The organism is Pseudomonas sp. TKO26 (assembly GCF_003225665.1).
In the GTDB taxonomy this organism is placed as follows: domain Bacteria; phylum Pseudomonadota; class Gammaproteobacteria; order Pseudomonadales; family Pseudomonadaceae; genus Aquipseudomonas; species Aquipseudomonas saponiphila.
Window position 1 is genome coordinate 211185 of sequence record NZ_QKLN01000036.1, and the last position, 14425, is coordinate 225609.

12 protein-coding genes and 1 pseudogene are annotated in these 14425 nt (G+C 66.0%); 10 read left to right on the plus strand and 3 right to left on the minus strand.

Translation table 11 applies throughout. The features are described 5' to 3' along the window. Window positions 1-78: 78 nt before the first annotated feature. Both DNK59_RS25315 and DNK59_RS25320 read left to right on the plus strand, forming a co-directional pair. Window positions 79-393 (plus strand): annotated as a pseudogene (locus DNK59_RS25315) (thymidylate synthase); the annotation flags it as partial. A 190-nt stretch (window positions 394-583) separates the two neighbouring features. Further along, a complete protein-coding gene (locus DNK59_RS25320) occupies window positions 584-1171 on the plus strand; it encodes an undecaprenyl-diphosphatase (RefSeq protein ID WP_110725012.1) in 588 nt (195 codons plus the stop codon). A 16-nt stretch (window positions 1172-1187) separates the two neighbouring features. Here DNK59_RS25320 and cadR read toward each other — a convergent pair whose 3' ends face one another. Further along, window positions 1188-1637, minus strand: a complete 450-nt coding sequence (gene cadR, locus DNK59_RS25325; RefSeq protein ID WP_092308673.1) for a Cd(II)/Pb(II)-responsive transcriptional regulator — start codon at window positions 1635-1637, stop codon at window positions 1188-1190. 88 nt (window positions 1638-1725) lie between these two features. On the opposite strand from cadR, the gene DNK59_RS25330 reads away from it, so the two are divergent. The 7 genes from DNK59_RS25330 (at window position 1726) to DNK59_RS25360 (ending at window position 10980) form a co-directional block, all read left to right on the plus strand. After that, entirely contained in the window at window positions 1726-4035 is a 2310-nt protein-coding gene (locus DNK59_RS25330) for a heavy metal translocating P-type ATPase (RefSeq protein WP_110725013.1), read from the plus strand. A 143-nt stretch (window positions 4036-4178) separates the two neighbouring features. Then, window positions 4179-5042, plus strand: coding sequence for a LysR family transcriptional regulator (locus tag DNK59_RS25335; RefSeq protein ID WP_110725014.1), 864 nt, complete (start codon window positions 4179-4181; stop codon window positions 5040-5042). A gap of 233 nt (window positions 5043-5275) precedes the next feature. Next, complete coding sequence (locus DNK59_RS25340; RefSeq protein ID WP_110725015.1) at window positions 5276-6352, plus strand: putative 2-aminoethylphosphonate ABC transporter ATP-binding protein; 1077 nt, start codon at window positions 5276-5278, stop codon at window positions 6350-6352. A 1-nt stretch (window position 6353) separates the two neighbouring features. Then, window positions 6354-8078, plus strand: coding sequence for a putative 2-aminoethylphosphonate ABC transporter permease subunit (locus DNK59_RS25345; RefSeq protein ID WP_110725016.1), 1725 nt, complete (start codon window positions 6354-6356; stop codon window positions 8076-8078). 44 nt (window positions 8079-8122) lie between these two features. Beyond that, a complete protein-coding gene (locus tag DNK59_RS25350) occupies window positions 8123-9148 on the plus strand; it encodes a putative 2-aminoethylphosphonate ABC transporter substrate-binding protein (protein ID WP_092308685.1) in 1026 nt (341 codons plus the stop codon). Between the two features lie 144 nt (window positions 9149-9292). Then, complete coding sequence (locus DNK59_RS25355; RefSeq protein WP_110725017.1) at window positions 9293-10426, plus strand: TIGR03364 family FAD-dependent oxidoreductase; 1134 nt, start codon at window positions 9293-9295, stop codon at window positions 10424-10426. Next, a complete protein-coding gene (locus tag DNK59_RS25360; protein ID WP_110725018.1) occupies window positions 10426-10980 on the plus strand; it encodes a phosphonate degradation HD-domain oxygenase in 555 nt (184 codons plus the stop codon). Before DNK59_RS25355 ends, DNK59_RS25360 begins: the two co-directional genes overlap by 1 nt. A gap of 67 nt (window positions 10981-11047) precedes the next feature. Here DNK59_RS25360 and DNK59_RS25365 read toward each other — a convergent pair whose 3' ends face one another. Further along, a complete protein-coding gene (locus tag DNK59_RS25365; protein ID WP_110725019.1) occupies window positions 11048-12436 on the minus strand; it encodes a GTPase/DUF3482 domain-containing protein in 1389 nt (462 codons plus the stop codon). Continuing rightward, window positions 12429-13808, minus strand: coding sequence for a DUF2868 domain-containing protein (locus DNK59_RS25370; RefSeq protein ID WP_110725020.1), 1380 nt, complete (start codon window positions 13806-13808; stop codon window positions 12429-12431). The genes DNK59_RS25365 and DNK59_RS25370 overlap by 8 nt, the downstream gene beginning before the upstream one ends. A 96-nt stretch (window positions 13809-13904) precedes the next feature. Here DNK59_RS25370 and DNK59_RS25375 point away from each other — a divergent pair, with 96 nt between their 5' ends. Beyond that, window positions 13905-14417: a dihydrofolate reductase gene (locus DNK59_RS25375; RefSeq protein WP_110725021.1), complete on the plus strand. Its 513-nt coding sequence runs from the start codon at window positions 13905-13907 to the stop codon at window positions 14415-14417. The last annotated feature ends 8 nt before the right edge of the window (window positions 14418-14425 follow it).

Below are 14425 nucleotides of genomic sequence, written 5' to 3' on the forward strand. Positions count from 1 at the left end.
TATAATTAACACATACTAATTTGCTTGGAAGGCATTAGCAGTCAACGTAATGTGCAGTAAAATGGGGGGAGGAAAATGCTGGGCACGCCGTTCAACCTCACCGAGGGTGCGGCGCTGCTGAGCCTGATCGGCCGCCTGACCGGCTACACGCCACGCTGGTTCACCTATTTCATTGGTGATGCCCACGTCTACGAAAACCACCTGGACATGCTCAACGAACAGCTCAAGCGCGAGCCGTTCCCGATGCCCAAGCTGGTGATTTCCGAGCGTGTACCGGAGTTCGCCAAGACCGGCGTCTACCAGCCAGAGTGGCTGGAGCTGATCGAGCCGAGCGACTTTTCCCTGGAAGGCTACGAGCACCACGCGCCGATGACCGCGCCGATGGCCGTTTAAGCTTCCATCTGCTGTGCCAGGGGCCGCGCGGCTGACACCGCGCGGCCCCTGTCGATTGAACCTGTTGTCTTTATCGACCTGTGCCCGGAATTGTCCCGGGCCTGACTGTGCCTGGCGGCCAGCTACGCTCTGTTTAGCGCCCCCACCAGACGCAGGACGTCGCCCTTGTGAACTTCAACGTGAGCCGCGAATGGAAGAACTCAATCAAAGCCTGTTCCTGGCCATCAACGCCAGTGCCGGGGCGTCAATGCCGATGCGTACACTGGCGGTTTTCCTCGCGCAATGGCTGGTGCTCAGCGTGCCCTTGCTGCTGGCGGTGCTCTGGGTTTTCGGCGAACGCCGCCAGCGCATGATCGTGCTGCTTGCGACCCTGGCCATCGTGCTGGCCCTGGCCAGCAACTTGCTGATCCGCGAGCTGTGGTTCCATCCACGGCCGTTCATGATCGGCCTGGGGCAGAACTTCCTCGCCCATGCGCCCGGTGCGTCCTTCCCCAGCGATCATGCCAGCGGCATGTTTGCCATGGCGTTCGCGCTGATCCTCGCGCCCCTGCGCAAGACCGGGCTGGTGATGCTGGGCCTGGCGCTGCTGGTGAGCTGGGCCCGGGTCTACCTGGGGGTGCATTTCCCCTTCGATATTCTCGGCGGTTGCCTGGTGGGGCTGTTCAGCGCCTGGCTGGTACGCCAAGGCCTGGCCTCGCGGCAATTGGGCGAGCGCTTGCTGACGATGCTCGAAGGCACTTATCTGCGGCTGATCGGCAGCGCGCGACGCGGCGCCTGAGGCCGCGCCCCGGGGCTCAGTGCCCGTGGCTGCGGCCGACATGGGACGGCTCGGCCTCGCTGGGGGCCACCGAACCGCTGACTTCCAGACGCTGGAGGATGCCGCAGTGATCCAGGTCCGGGCCTTCGCTGCAGCGCTGGCGCAGATCCAGCAACTGCTCCTGGAGCACCAGTAGCCCGTCGATGCGGGCCTTGACGTGATGGATATGCTCGTCGATCAGGGCGTTGACACTGGCGCACTGGCCTTCCGGGCTGTCCCGCAGGTTGAGCAGGCTGCGGATTTCCTCAAGGGTCATGTCCAGGCTGCGGCAGTTGCGGATAAAGGTCAGGCGCTCGGTGTGGGCCTGGGTGTAGAGACGGTAGTTGCCTTCGCTGCGAGCCGGTTCCGGCAGCAGTCCTTCGCGCTCGTAGTAACGGATGGTCTCGACCTGACAGTCGGTGAGTTTCGCCAGTTCGCCAATCTTCATTGCCGTCGTCTCCGAATGGGTGCTTGACCCTATAGTGGCTACAGGGTGTTCACTTGGCAACAAGCACCTTTACTCGGACGCGACCCTTATGAGCGACTCGATTCACAACCCGCGCAAGCCCGACGCCCAGCACACCCATGCTGAACACGATCACGATCACGATCACAGCCACGCCCCGGCTGGCAAGCTGCAGCCGGTCAAGGCGCACGCCCACGCCGCCCATGGCGCTTCCTGCTGCGGCTCCGCCGACCCGGCACCGTCCAGGGTTACCCTGAGCGAAACCCCGAGCGCCGGCGCGCGCCTGAGCAGCTTTCGCATCGAAGCCATGGACTGCCCCACCGAGCAGACCCTGATCCAGAACAAGCTGGGCAAGCTGGCCGGGGTCCAGGCCCTGGAATTCAACCTGATGAACCGCGTGCTGGGGGTGACCCACGACCTGCCGAGCACCGCGCCGATCATCGAGGCGATCAAATCCCTGGGCATGCACGCCGAGCCCCTGCAGCAGGATGGCGCCGTAACCACCCCTGCCGCCGCACCGGTGAAGAAGGCCTGGTGGCCGCTGGCCCTGTCCGGGGTCGGTGCGCTGGCCGCCGAAATCATTCATTTCACCAATGCCGCCCCCGATTGGGTGGTGGCGTTGGTGGCCCTGGTGTCGATCCTCAGCGGCGGCCTGGGCACCTACAAGAAGGGCTGGATCGCCCTGAAGAACCGCAACCTCAACATCAACGCGTTGATGAGCATCGCGGTGACCGGCGCGGTGCTGATCGGCCAGTGGCCGGAAGCGGCGATGGTGATGTTCCTGTTCACCGTGGCCGAGTTGATCGAGGCCCGCTCCCTGGACCGGGCGCGCAACGCCATCAGCGGTCTGATGCAGATGACTCCGGAACAGGTCACGGTGCAGCAGGCCGATGGCAGTTGGAGCGAACAGGAAGCGAAAAACGTCGAACTGGGTGCATTGGTACGGGTCCGTCCCGGTGAGCGCATCGGCCTGGATGGCGAAGTGGTGTCCGGCAGTTCCACCATCGATCAGGCGCCGATCACCGGTGAAAGCCTGCCGGTGGAAAAGACCGTGGGCGACAAGGTGTTCGCCGGCACTATCAACCAGGCCGGCTCCCTGGAATACCGAGTGACCGCCGCTGCCAACAATTCGACCCTGGCGCGGATCATCCATGCCGTGGAACAGGCCCAGGGCGCGCGGGCCCCGACCCAGCGCTTCGTCGACAGCTTCTCGAAAATCTACACCCCGGCGGTGTTCGCCTTCGCCCTGGCCGTGGCGCTGATTCCACCGCTGTTCATGGCCGGCGCCTGGTTCGACTGGATCTACCGCGCCCTGGTGCTGCTGGTGGTGGCCTGCCCGTGCGCCCTGGTGATCTCCACCCCGGTGAGCATCGTCAGCGGCCTGGCGGCAGCGGCGCGCAAGGGCATCCTGGTCAAGGGCGGGGTCTACCTGGAGGGCGGCTACAAGCTGGACTACCTGGCCCTGGACAAGACCGGCACCATCACCCACGGCAAGCCGGTGCAGACCGATTTCCTGGCCCTGGACCCACTGGCCCTGGACACGGCTCCAGCCCTGGCCGCCAGTCTGGCGGGGCGCTCCGACCACCCGGTGTCCCTGGCCATTGCTCGCGCGGCTGTGGATAAACAGCTGGCCATGCACCCTGTGGATAACTTCGCAGCCCTGGCCGGGCGCGGAGTGCGCGGTGAAATCAACGGCCAGCTCTATCACCTGGGCAATCACCGCCTGGTAGAAGAGCTGGGCCTGTGCTCCCCGGCCCTGGAAGAAAAACTCTTCGCCCTGGAGCAGCAGGGCAAGACCGTGGTCCTGCTGCTGGACCGCAACGGCCCGCTGGCGCTGTTCGCCGTGGCCGACACGGTCAAGGAATCCAGCCGCGAAGCCATCCGGCAGTTGCACGAGCTGGGGATCAAGACCCTGATGCTCACCGGCGACAACCCGCATACCGCCCAGGCCATTGCCGCCCAGGTAGGCATCGACCAGGCCCGGGGCGACCTGCTGCCCAGCGACAAGCTGCAAGCCATCGAAGGTCTGTACGCCCAGGGCCACCGGGTCGGCATGGTCGGCGACGGCATTAACGACGCCCCGGCCCTGGCCCGGGCCGAGATCGGTTTTGCCATGGCTGCGGCCGGCACCGACACCGCGATAGAAACCGCGGATGTCGCCCTGATGGACGATGATCTGCGCAAAATCCCGGCATTCATCCGCCTGTCGCGTCAGACCGCGGTGGTGCTCAAGCAAAATATCGCCCTCGCCCTGGTCATCAAGGCGATCTTTCTTGGGGTAACCTTTGCCGGGCTCGCCACCATGTGGATGGCGGTGTTCGCCGACATGGGCGTGAGCCTGCTGGTGGTGTTCAACGGCCTGCGCCTGCTGCGCAAATAGGACACCGTAGCGGCAAGCGGCAAGCGGCAGGCAACAAGCAACAAGCAACAAGCAACCGAGGAGAGAACCAGAGTGATGAACTCACGCGCACCGGCTTCAGCTTGCGGCTTGCCGCTGCAAGCTTGCAGCGGCGGCAAGCCGCCATGCTGAGCGCGGAGCTGAAGGCCTTTTACATGGTCGCCCGCCTGGGCAGCATTACCCTGGCGGCGAAGAAGCTTGGCCTCAGCCAGCCGACGGTGACCACGCAGATCCGCAACCTGGAAAGCCAGTACTCGGTGGAACTGTTCTACCGCGGCGGTCGGCGCCTGAGCCTGAGCGACGAGGGCACGCGCCTGCTGCCAATGGTCAAGGAGCTGTTGCAGAAAGAAGCCGACATCGAGTTCTTCCTGCGTAACAGCGGCCAGGTACAGGGCACCTTGCGCATCGCCGCCACGGCGCCGTACTACATCCTCGATCTGGTGAAGACCTTCCGCCAGCGCCTGCCCCAGGTGGACGTGTCGGTGGAGATCGGCAATTCCCAGCAAGTCCTCGAAGCCCTGGAGGACTACCGGGTGGATGTGGCGGCCTCGTCACAGTTGCTGGAGGACTCGCGCTTGATCCGTCGGGTGCTGGGCAGCGACCCGCTGGTGCTGGCGGTGCACCGTGACCACACCCTGGCGGCGTTGGAGCACGTGCCGCTCAATGCCCTGGCCGGGCACACTCTGCTGATGCGCGAGCCGGGCTCCACCACCCGCAGCCTCACCGAAGCCCTGCTCAAGGACGCCAGCGTCGGCTTCGGCCCGCTGCTGGAAATCGGCAGCCGCGAATCGATCCGCGAGGCGGTGCTGCGCAACATCGGCATCAGCATCATTGCTCGCCAGGAAGTGCCCCACGACCCGCAGTTGCGCGTGTTGAGCATCGAAAACGCGCCGCAGATCGTCGAGTACCTGTACTGCCTCAAGGAGCGCAAGAACGCGCGCTTGCCAGCGGCGTTTCTCGGGTTGGCGCAGGAAATGGCTCCTGCCTGAAGGATCTGCATCGGCCATGCCGATGGCTTCGCGAGCAAGCTCGCTCCTACATTGAAATGCATTCCCCCCTGTGGGAGCGAGCTTGCTCGCGAAGGCGTCCGATCAACCAGCACATCACTGGCAGGTTGAACCAAAATCCCTGAATACCACTATCGGTCGTTTTTGCCTTACTGCCATATGACCGACGCATTACAACTCTAGGATTTGCCTCATCTGCTTGATGAGGCCTGTCCATGAACCCTGCAACCGCAACCGCCCTTGCTAACCCCGGCGCACCGATGAAAGTGCGCGGCGTGCACAAGCGCTTCGGCGCTTTCACTGCGCTGGATAACGTATCCCTGGATGTGGCCGCCGGTGAGCTGGTGTGCCTGCTGGGGCCATCCGGCTGCGGCAAGACCACCTTGTTGCGCTGCATTGCCGGCCTGGAGCGCCAGGACCAGGGCGAGCTGTACCTGGGGGATCGGGACGTCTCGCTGCTGGCGCCCCAGGCCCGGGACTACGGGATCCTGTTCCAGTCCTATGCGCTGTTTCCCAACCTCACGGTGGAAGCCAACATCGCCTACGGCCTGTCCGGCAGTGGCCGCGAAGAAGCGCGCAAGCGCGTGGCGCAGATGCTGGAACTGGTGGGCCTGAGCGGCAGCGAGAAGAAATACCCCGGCCAGCTGTCCGGCGGCCAGCAGCAGCGCGTGGCCCTGGCCCGGGCCCTGGCGCCTTCGCCGTCGTTGCTGTTGCTGGACGAACCGATGTCGGCCCTGGATGCCCGGGTGCGCGAGCACCTGTGCAGCGAGCTGCGCCAACTGCAACGGCGCCTGGGCATCACCACCCTGATGGTCACCCACAACCAGGACGAGGCCATGCTGATGGCCGATCGCATTGCCGTGATGAACAACGGCAAGGTCGAGCAGTACGCCACGCCCCAGGAAATCTACGATCGTCCGGCCACGCCTTTCGTGGCCGAGTTCGTCGGCCAGGGCAACTGGCTGCCCTTCAGCCGCAACAGCGACAGCCATGCCCAGGTCGGCGGGATGAATGTGCGTCTGGCCGAGGGTTCGGCCAAGGCCGCTTCGGGCCGGCTGTTCTGCCGTCCGGAAGCGATCAGCGTGAACCCGCCGGTGCATGAGGAAAACCTGTTCCCGGCCCAGGTCCGCGAGATCACCTTCCTCGGCAACCGCTGCCGCATGAGCTTTGAACTCAATCAACTGCCGGGGCACGTGCTGCTGGCGGAACTGGCCCCGGAAGCCATGCCGCGCCTGGGTGCCCGGGACATCTGGGTGGCCTTGCCGCCGCGCAGCCTCCAGGTGTTTGCCTAAGATGAGCCTGCCAATGTCCATGCCGCTGCCCGCCAAGCGGGCGCGCCAGGCTTCGCGTGCCGAGATCGGCGACCGCATTTTTGTCGTCGGTGGCAAGGTTGTGCTCCTGGTCCTGCTGGGGGTTGCCGTGCTGCTGCCGCTGCTGGCGATCTTCTGGCGCGGCTTCAGCGCCGAGGCCGGGCAGGGCGGTGGCTGGCTGGCGGCACGTGAACTGGTGGCCAGCGACAACTTCCACTGGTTGCTGGGCAACAGCCTGAAAGTCTCCCTCAGCGTGGCCGCCATCGTGGTGCCCCTGGCCTACCTGTTCGCCTACGCCCTGCAACGCACGCTGATTCCCGGCAAGGGCCTGTGGCGTGGTTTGTCGCTGTTGCCGCTGATGGCGCCATCGATGCTGCCGGGGATCGCCCTGGTCTATCTGTTCGGCAACCAGGGCCTGCTCCGCGGTCTGTTCGCCGAGAACATCTACGGCTTCTGGGGCATCGTCCTTGGTGAGGTGATCTACACCTTTCCCCATGCCCTGATGATCCTGCTCTCGGCCTTGTCCCTGGCGGATGCGCGGCTGTTCGACGCCGCATCGAGCATGGGCGCCAGTCCCGCCAGGGCCTTTCGCAGCATCACCTGGCCGGCGACCCGGCAGGCGGTGTTCGCCGCGTTCTGCCTGGTGTTCACCCTGACCATCACCGACTTCGGCGTGCCGGTGGTGGTGGGCGGCGACTATCAGGTACTGGCCCTGGAAGCCTACAAGGCGGTGGTGGGGCAGCAGCAGTTCGGCCGTGGCGCGTTGATCGGCATGGTCCTGCTGTTGCCGGCGCTGTTCAGCTTCGGCGTCGATGCCTGGCTGCGCCGTCGCCAGGGTGATGCCATGAGCGGTCGCGCCCAAGTGTTCCGGCCTGCGCCATCACGGCTGCGCGATGCCTGCTACCTGGCCATCGTGCTGCTGATCTGCGCCGTGCTGCTGCTGGTATTCGGCATGGCGGTGTATTCGTCGCTGGTGAAGTTCTGGCCCTACAACCTGTCGCTCTCACTGAAGCACTATCAGTTCGACGACACCGCCGGCGGTGGCTGGCTGGCCTACCGCAACAGCCTGAGCATGGCCCTGTGCACGGCGCTGATCGGCAGCGTGCTGATCTTCACTGGTGCCTACCTGATGGAAAAGACCCGCGGCCAGCGCGGCCTGAACCTGCTGCTGCGCCTGCTCAGCTTCGTGCCGATGGCGGTGCCCGGCTTGGTGCTGGGCCTGGGCTACGTGTTCTTCTTCAACCTCAACGGCAATCCGCTGCATGTGTTCTACGGGACCATGACCCTGCTGGTGGTATGCACCATCGCCCACTACCTGACCACCGCGCAGATGACCGCCACCACCGCCCTGCGCCAGCTGGATGCGGAGTTCGAGGCCGCCGCGCTGTCGCTCAAGGCGCCGCTGTACCGCCACTACCTGCGGGTCACCGTGCCGATCTGCCTGCCGGCGCTGCTGGACATCGTGCGCTACCTGTTCGTCTCGGCCATGACCACGGTGTCGGCGGCGATCTTTCTCTACAGCCCGGACACCATCCTCGCCGCCGTGGCCGTGCTGAACATGGACGACGCCGGCAACGTCGGCGGCGCTGCGGCCATGTCGACCCTGATCCTGTTCACTTCGGCCGGCGTCTCGCTGCTCCTGGCCTGGGCTTCGCGCGGGCTGTTGCGCCGCTCCCAGGCCTGGCGGCAAACCGCGCCGGGCCACTGATTGCTCACTCACCCCCTGATCCGCACTCAACAAGGAACCGCACCATGTTCAAGCCCCTGGCTCTTGCCGCTGCCGTCCTCTCTGCTGTCAGCCTGAATGCCTTTGCGGCGAAGACCGAGCTGACGGTGTACACCGCCCTCGAAGCCGAGCAATTGAAGTCCTACAAGCAGGCCTTCGAAAAGGCCAACCCGGATGTGGAGATCAAGTGGGTGCGTGATTCCACCGGGATCATCACCGCCAAGCTGCTGGCGGAAAAAGCCCGGCCGCAAGCCGACGCGGTCTGGGGCCTGGCGGCGTCCAGCCTGGCGATCCTCGACCAGCAGGGCATGCTGCAAAGCTACGCGCCCAAGGACCTGGGCCAGATCGGCGCGAACTATCGCGACGCCGCCAACCCACCGGCCTGGGTCGGCATGGACGTGTGGGCCGCGACCATCTGCTTCAACACCGTGGAGGCCGAGAAACAGGGCCTGAGCAAGCCGGTGAGCTGGCAGGACCTGACCAAGCCCGAATACAAGGGCAAGATCGTCATGCCCAACCCGGCATCCTCGGGCACCGGCTTCCTGGATGTCAGCGCCTGGTTGCAGACCTTCGGCGAGAAGCAGGGCTGGCAGTACATGGATGAGCTGCACCAGAACATCGGCCAGTATGTCCATTCCGGTTCCAAGCCGTGCAAGCTGGCCGCCGCCGGTGAATTCCCCATCGGCATCTCCTTCGAATACCCGGCCGTGCAGCTCAAGCGCCAGGGCGCGCCGCTGGACATCGTGCTGCCCAAGGAAGGCCTGGGCTGGGAGATCGAAGCCACGGCGGTGATCAAGGGCACGCCGCATGAAGAGGCAGCGAAGAAGCTCGCCGACTTCTCCGCCAGCCCCGCGGCCATGGAGCTGTACAAGGAAAACTTCGCCGTGCTGGCCCAGCCGGGCATCGCCAAGCCGCAGACCGAACTGCCGGCGGACTACGAGCAGCGCCTGATCAAGAACGACTTCGCCTGGGCCTCGAAGAACCGCGACCAGATCCTCGCCGAATGGCGCAAGCGCTATGACGGCAAGTCGGAAAAGGTTGCCGCGCAGTAACGCCAGGGGCTGCTGTAGCGAGGGAGCTTGCTCCCGCTGGGCGGCGCAGCGGCCCTGAATCCCGACCGTGCGGTGCATCTGCCTGGGAGTGCTGCGCACTCCCGCGGGAGCAAGCTCCCTCGCCACAAACAACGAGACATGAACATGACCCAACACAGCGATCTGCTGATCGTCGGCGCCGGCATCCTCGGCCTGTCCCACGCCTATGCCGCTGCCAAGCGCGGTTTGCGGGTGCGGGTATTCGAACGCAGCGCCACGCCCCTGGGTGCCTCGGTGCGCAACTTCGGCCAGGCCCTGGTCACCGGCCAACCGCCGGGCATCATGCTGGAGCTGGCCCGGGCCAGCCGCGATATCTGGGCCGACTGGCAACAGCTGGCGGGCCTGCCACTCAAGCGCAACGGCTCCTACCTGTTCGCCCGCAACGAAGCCGAGGAACTGTTGCTGGAAGCCTTCTGCGCCGGACGCGCGCGGGAGCACGGTTACCGCGTCGAACTGCTGCGGGGCGCGGCGCTGAATGATCTGTACGGCGGCCAGTTCCGCCATCATCGGGCGGCCTTGCACGGCCTGGATGATCAGCAACTGTATTCCCGCGAGGCGCTGCCGCTGCTGATCGACTACCTGCGCCGCGACCTGGGGGTGCAGTTCCATTTTTCGACCCTGGTCCGGGACATCCAGCCGGGCCAGGTGCACAGCACCGCCGGCAGCTTTCATGCGCCGCTGATCGTGCTGTGTTCTGGGCACGACTATCAGACCCTGCTGGCCGAGCAGATCGCTGTCCTGCAGCCGCAGGTCTGCCGCCTGCAGATGCTCCGCGCCCGGCCCGAGGTCGACCTCAAGCTGCAACATGCCTTGCTCACCGGGCTGAGCTGTGTGCACTACGGGGCCTTCGCCGATCTGCCGCAAGCGGCGGCGGTGCGGGCGCAAATCCAGCGCGAGGCGCCGCACCTGCATGAACACGGCATTCACCTGTTGCTCAGCCCGACGCCCTACGGCGAGCTGATCATCGGCGACTCCCACGACTACGGCAGCGATCCATCGCCGTTCAACGCCGAACAGGTGGACAACTGGCTGATCGAACTGGCCGAACAGACCCTGAACTGCAAGGTCCGGGTGGTGGAGCGCTGGCAGGGCGTGTACGGCGCCCGTGGCCCCGGACCATTCTCCTTCCTGGAAGCCGCGCCCGGGGTCCATGTGGCGCTGATGCACAGCGGCGTGGGCATGAGCGTCGGGCCGGCCATGGCCGAGGGCAATATCGCCCGGCTGCTGGGGGAGGCGTGATGAGTCGCCAGCAGGTGATTGACCAGGTTTTCGCGCTGTACGAGCGCTTTGGCGATAACGACTACATCGGCGAGCCGGTGTCGCAGATCGAGCACATGTCCCAGGCCGCGCAGCTGGCCCTGGCCGAAGGTCATGACGACGAAGTGGTGCTGGCGGCGTTCTTTCACGATATCGGGCATATCTGCCAGCAGGATGCCGAGAACATGGGCGGTTTTGGCGTAGTCAGCCATGAGCGCCTGGGGGCGGATTATCTGCGCCGGGCGGGTTTCAGCGAGCGTCTGGCGCGGCTGGTGGAGTACCACGTCCAGGCCAAGCGCTACCTGACCTTCAAGGAGCCCGGGTATTACCAGCGCCTGAGCGAAGCCAGCCGGCACACCCTGGAGTATCAGGGCGGGGTGATGAACGCGGCAGAGGCGGCAGCCTTCGAACTCGACCCGCTGTGTGCGCTGAGTCTGCGCCTGCGCCACTGGGACGAGCAGGCCAAGGAGCTGTGGGTGCCGGTGATGGAGTTGCAGGTGCTCAAGGACAAGGCCTTGGCGTTGTTGGGGGATTGAGGGCCCTTTCGCGGGCAAGCCCGCTCCTACAGAGCGTTGTAGGAGCCGGCTTGCCGGCGAAGGCGATCTACGCCTGAACCACCAAGGATTCGGCCAGTGCCTCTATCTGCTCCTGGCGCTCGGCCTGGCTCAGGCGCGCATGGGGGTTGAGCGACGACCACTGCGGATGCGCCCGAGCCTTGTTCAAGGCTTCCGGCAACTTGCCCTCGCGCCAGCTTTTGTCCTCCGGCGTGGCCAGGCGGATGCTGTCCAGCGCCGCATGCCCGCGCAGGTTCAGCGCCTGCACCAGCTGGCGCTGACGCAGGGCCAGCAGCCGCAGCACGCTGTCATCCACGGTCAGTTCGCGCTGGCCCTTGAGCTTGCCCAGCAAGCGGCTGCCGTAGCTGCGGGCAGTTTGCAGCGCGCCACCGGCAATCGCCCCGGCCAGGGCCGCCGCGCCGAGGGTCAAGCCGCCCACCAGCAGGTCCACCCCGGCCCCGGCCGCCGCGCCGGCGGCGATCCCGCCACCGACCCGCACCCCCAGTTGCTTGAGGGTTTCCGGGTTGAACAGGTCGTCGCCCCAGCGCCCATCGAGCAGCGGCAGGTCGCTGGTGGCAGCGTCTTCAGGGCGGAAGGCGTAGAGCTTGAGCAGGGCTTCGACACAGCGCTGCTCGCGCTGGCGGATGGCCTGGCGCAGTTCGCCGATGGCCTGCTGCTCCAGCTCGGCATCGCTGGCCACGCTGCGCCGGCAGGCGGCGCAATCCACCAGCAATTCGGCAATCAATCGCGCGGCGCTGTGCTGGCGCGCCAGGCGCTGGGCCTGCTGGTCGTTGATCAGTCGTTGCAGGGCCGGGCGCGCATGTTCCAGCAGCAGGGCCAGGCTCTCATACAGGCGCTGCTCGCCGTCTTGCGGCGGCGCCACGCTGTCGAAGCGCACCAGGGCGTGCAGACCCAGGCGGGCCAGGGCCTCGCGCCAGTCGCCTTCGCGCTGTTCGGCGCTGCTGACGAAATTCAGCACCGGCAGCAGCGGCTTGCCGCAGCCGCTCAGTACTTCCAGCTCATCGCGGTACTTGGCCAGCACCGGCTCCCGGGCGTCGATCACATACAGGCCGGCGTCCGAGGCCAGCAGCTGGCGCAGGACCTTGGCTTCCTGCTCGAAACGCTGGCGGGCTTCGCTGCCGTCAAGAAAGCGCGCCAGCCGGGCCGGGCCGTCCAGGCGTTCGCCGGGGCGCTCAAGGCGTTCCAGGTAATCCAGCAGGGCGATGGCGTCTTCCAGGCCGGGGGTGTCGTAGAGCTCCAGCAGGGGCTGGCCATCCACCGAGAGGCGGGCGCCTTCCACGTGTCGAGTGGTGCTGGGGCGATGGGAGACTTCGCCAAAACCCACGTCCCGGGTCAGGGTGCGCAGCAGCGAGGTCTTGCCGACGTTGGTGTGGCCGACCACCGCCAGTTTCAGCGGCTTTTGCCGAGCATCAGTCATGACCGTTCTCCAGCCAGTCGAGGGGCGCGCAATCTGCGAAGGGCAGTTCCAGTTGTTGCAGGGCGCTGTGCCAGTCGCCCAGGCGGTCGGCATCCAGGGCCTGGCCGGGCGGGGCTTGCAGCAGCCAGACCCGGGTCGCGCTGGCGTTGCGCGCCAGTTCGGCGATCAGCCCGAGGCTGCCGCGGTCCGGCGAGCGCCGCGGGTCGCAGGCGATCAGCAGGCGCGCCGGGGGGAAGCGGCTCATCTGCTCCAGCAGGCGCTGGCGCGACTCGCGGCTGTCGAGGATGCCGGCATTCTTGATGCTGTCCGGCAGCTGCGGCGGCCAGGGGCGTTGCTCGTCGAGCTCGATGGCCACCAGCAAGGCGCCGCTGCTGTCCTCGGCGCTGACGCCGCCTTCGACCCGGTGCAACTGCTCGGGGGCCGCGTCATTGACGCCCAGGCGTTCGCTGCTGGGCATCAGGCGTTCGCGCAGTGAGGCGTAGCCCGGCAGGTTCAGGTCCAACTGCAGGCGCGCCTTGCCGTGTCGCCAGCGCCAGCGGCAGAACAGCATCAGCAGCAGGCGCGGCAGCACGCCGTAGATCAGCACCAGGACCACCAGCCAGATGGCCCAGGACTGGCGGATCAGCTCGGTGTTGTAGACATCCCGGGTGCTGGCCTGGATGGTTGCCACGCTCGGCGCGCCGAAGCCCAGGCTGCGGGGCAGGGCGCTGAGGGTGTTGGTAATGGCCACGAAGGCATCGCTGCCCAGCAGGGTGCTTTCCCAGACAAAGCTGTAGCGGTGGGTGGTCAGCAGCACCAGCAGCATGACCACGGCGCTGAACAGGGCCAGGCACCACAGGCCGTTGATCAGGCTGCCCAGGGCCCAGCGGTTGAGCTTGCGCCGTTGCAGCAACAGCAGCAGCGCTGGCGGCAACTGCGCGGCCTTGGCATCGCGGGAGAGTTTTTCGCTGAGCCACAGCCACAGGCGGCCGAGGCCCGCCCCGTGCTCCCCGGCAAACAGCAGGCCGGCCAGCCAGCTCAGCAGCAGGATCAGGTTGATGCCCAGCAGGCTGCCCAGGGCCCAGAACACGTTGACTGGTTGCTGGGTGTTGCCCAGGGCGCTGAAGGCCAGTCCGGCGCCACTGAGGACTGCCATTAGCGCGAGCAGCAACAGCGCCAGGCGCGCGCCCTGGTGCCAGTGCAGCAGGGCATCGTGCAAGCCGTCGCGCTGGGCCAGCCACAGGGCGCGGTTCTGGATACGGGTGGCCAGATCGCCGCCCTGGTTGCGGGCCAGGCGATTGGCTTCCTGATCCTCCAGCGGGCCGGCGTGCTCCTCGCGCAGGCGCACGGTTTCGGTCAGCCACAGGCGTTGCAGGGGAGTCAGTGCAGTCACGCGTCATTCCATCGCTTAAAAGTGCGCTGAGCATAACTGCTGCAGCGGCGGTCGGGTGAAGTTGCCAGGCCTGGGGCCTCTGGTATCCTCGCCGGCATGAAAAAATCTCTCCCTCTCAGCCTGATCGCGGCCCTGGCACAAAACCGCGTGATCGGCGTCGATAACAGCATGCCCTGGCATTTGCCGGGGGATTTCAAATTCTTTAAGGCCACCACCCTGGGCAAGCCGATCATCATGGGGCGCAAGACCTGGGATTCCCTGGGCCGGCCCTTGCCGGGGCGCTTGAACATCGTGGTCAGTCGTCAGACCGGCCTGGTGCTCGAAGGTGCCGAGGTTTATCCGTCATTGGACGCCGCGCTGGTCCGGGCCGAGGAATGGGCCCTGGAGCAGGGCGCCAGCGAGCTGATGCTGATCGGCGGCGCGCAGCTTTATGCCCAAGGGCTGGAGCAGGCCGATCGCCTGTATCTGACGCGGGTGGCCTTGAACCCGGAAGGCGACGCCTGGTTTCCGGAGTTCGATGAGCAGCAGTGGAATCGGGTATCAGAGGTGCCGAATCCGCCGGAAGGAGACAAACCGGCGTACAGCTTCGAGGTATGGGAGAGACGATGACAGCCGCA

Bases quoted from the DNA above. Each gene is read 5' to 3' on its own strand.
- DNK59_RS25335 (WP_110725014.1), top strand. From the start codon at position 4,179: ATGCTGAGCGCGGAGCTGAAGGCCTTTTACATGGTCGCCCGCCTGGGC.
- DNK59_RS25340 (WP_110725015.1), top strand. From the start codon at position 5,276: ATGAACCCTGCAACCGCAACCGCCCTTGCTAACCCCGGCGCACCGATG.
- DNK59_RS25345 (WP_110725016.1), top strand. From the start codon at position 6,354: ATGAGCCTGCCAATGTCCATGCCGCTGCCCGCCAAGCGGGCGCGCCAG.
- DNK59_RS25320 (WP_110725012.1), top strand. From the start codon at position 584: ATGGAAGAACTCAATCAAAGCCTGTTCCTGGCCATCAACGCCAGTGCC.
- DNK59_RS25350 (WP_092308685.1), top strand. From the start codon at position 8,123: ATGTTCAAGCCCCTGGCTCTTGCCGCTGCCGTCCTCTCTGCTGTCAGC.
- DNK59_RS25360 (WP_110725018.1), top strand. From the start codon at position 10,426: ATGAGTCGCCAGCAGGTGATTGACCAGGTTTTCGCGCTGTACGAGCGC.
- DNK59_RS25355 (WP_110725017.1), top strand. From the start codon at position 9,293: ATGACCCAACACAGCGATCTGCTGATCGTCGGCGCCGGCATCCTCGGC.
- cadR (WP_092308673.1), bottom strand. From the start codon at position 1,637: ATGAAGATTGGCGAACTGGCGAAACTCACCGACTGTCAGGTCGAGACC.
- DNK59_RS25365 (WP_110725019.1), bottom strand. From the start codon at position 12,436: ATGACTGATGCTCGGCAAAAGCCGCTGAAACTGGCGGTGGTCGGCCAC.
- DNK59_RS25330 (WP_110725013.1), top strand. From the start codon at position 1,726: ATGAGCGACTCGATTCACAACCCGCGCAAGCCCGACGCCCAGCACACC.
- DNK59_RS25375 (WP_110725021.1), top strand. From the start codon at position 13,905: ATGAAAAAATCTCTCCCTCTCAGCCTGATCGCGGCCCTGGCACAAAAC.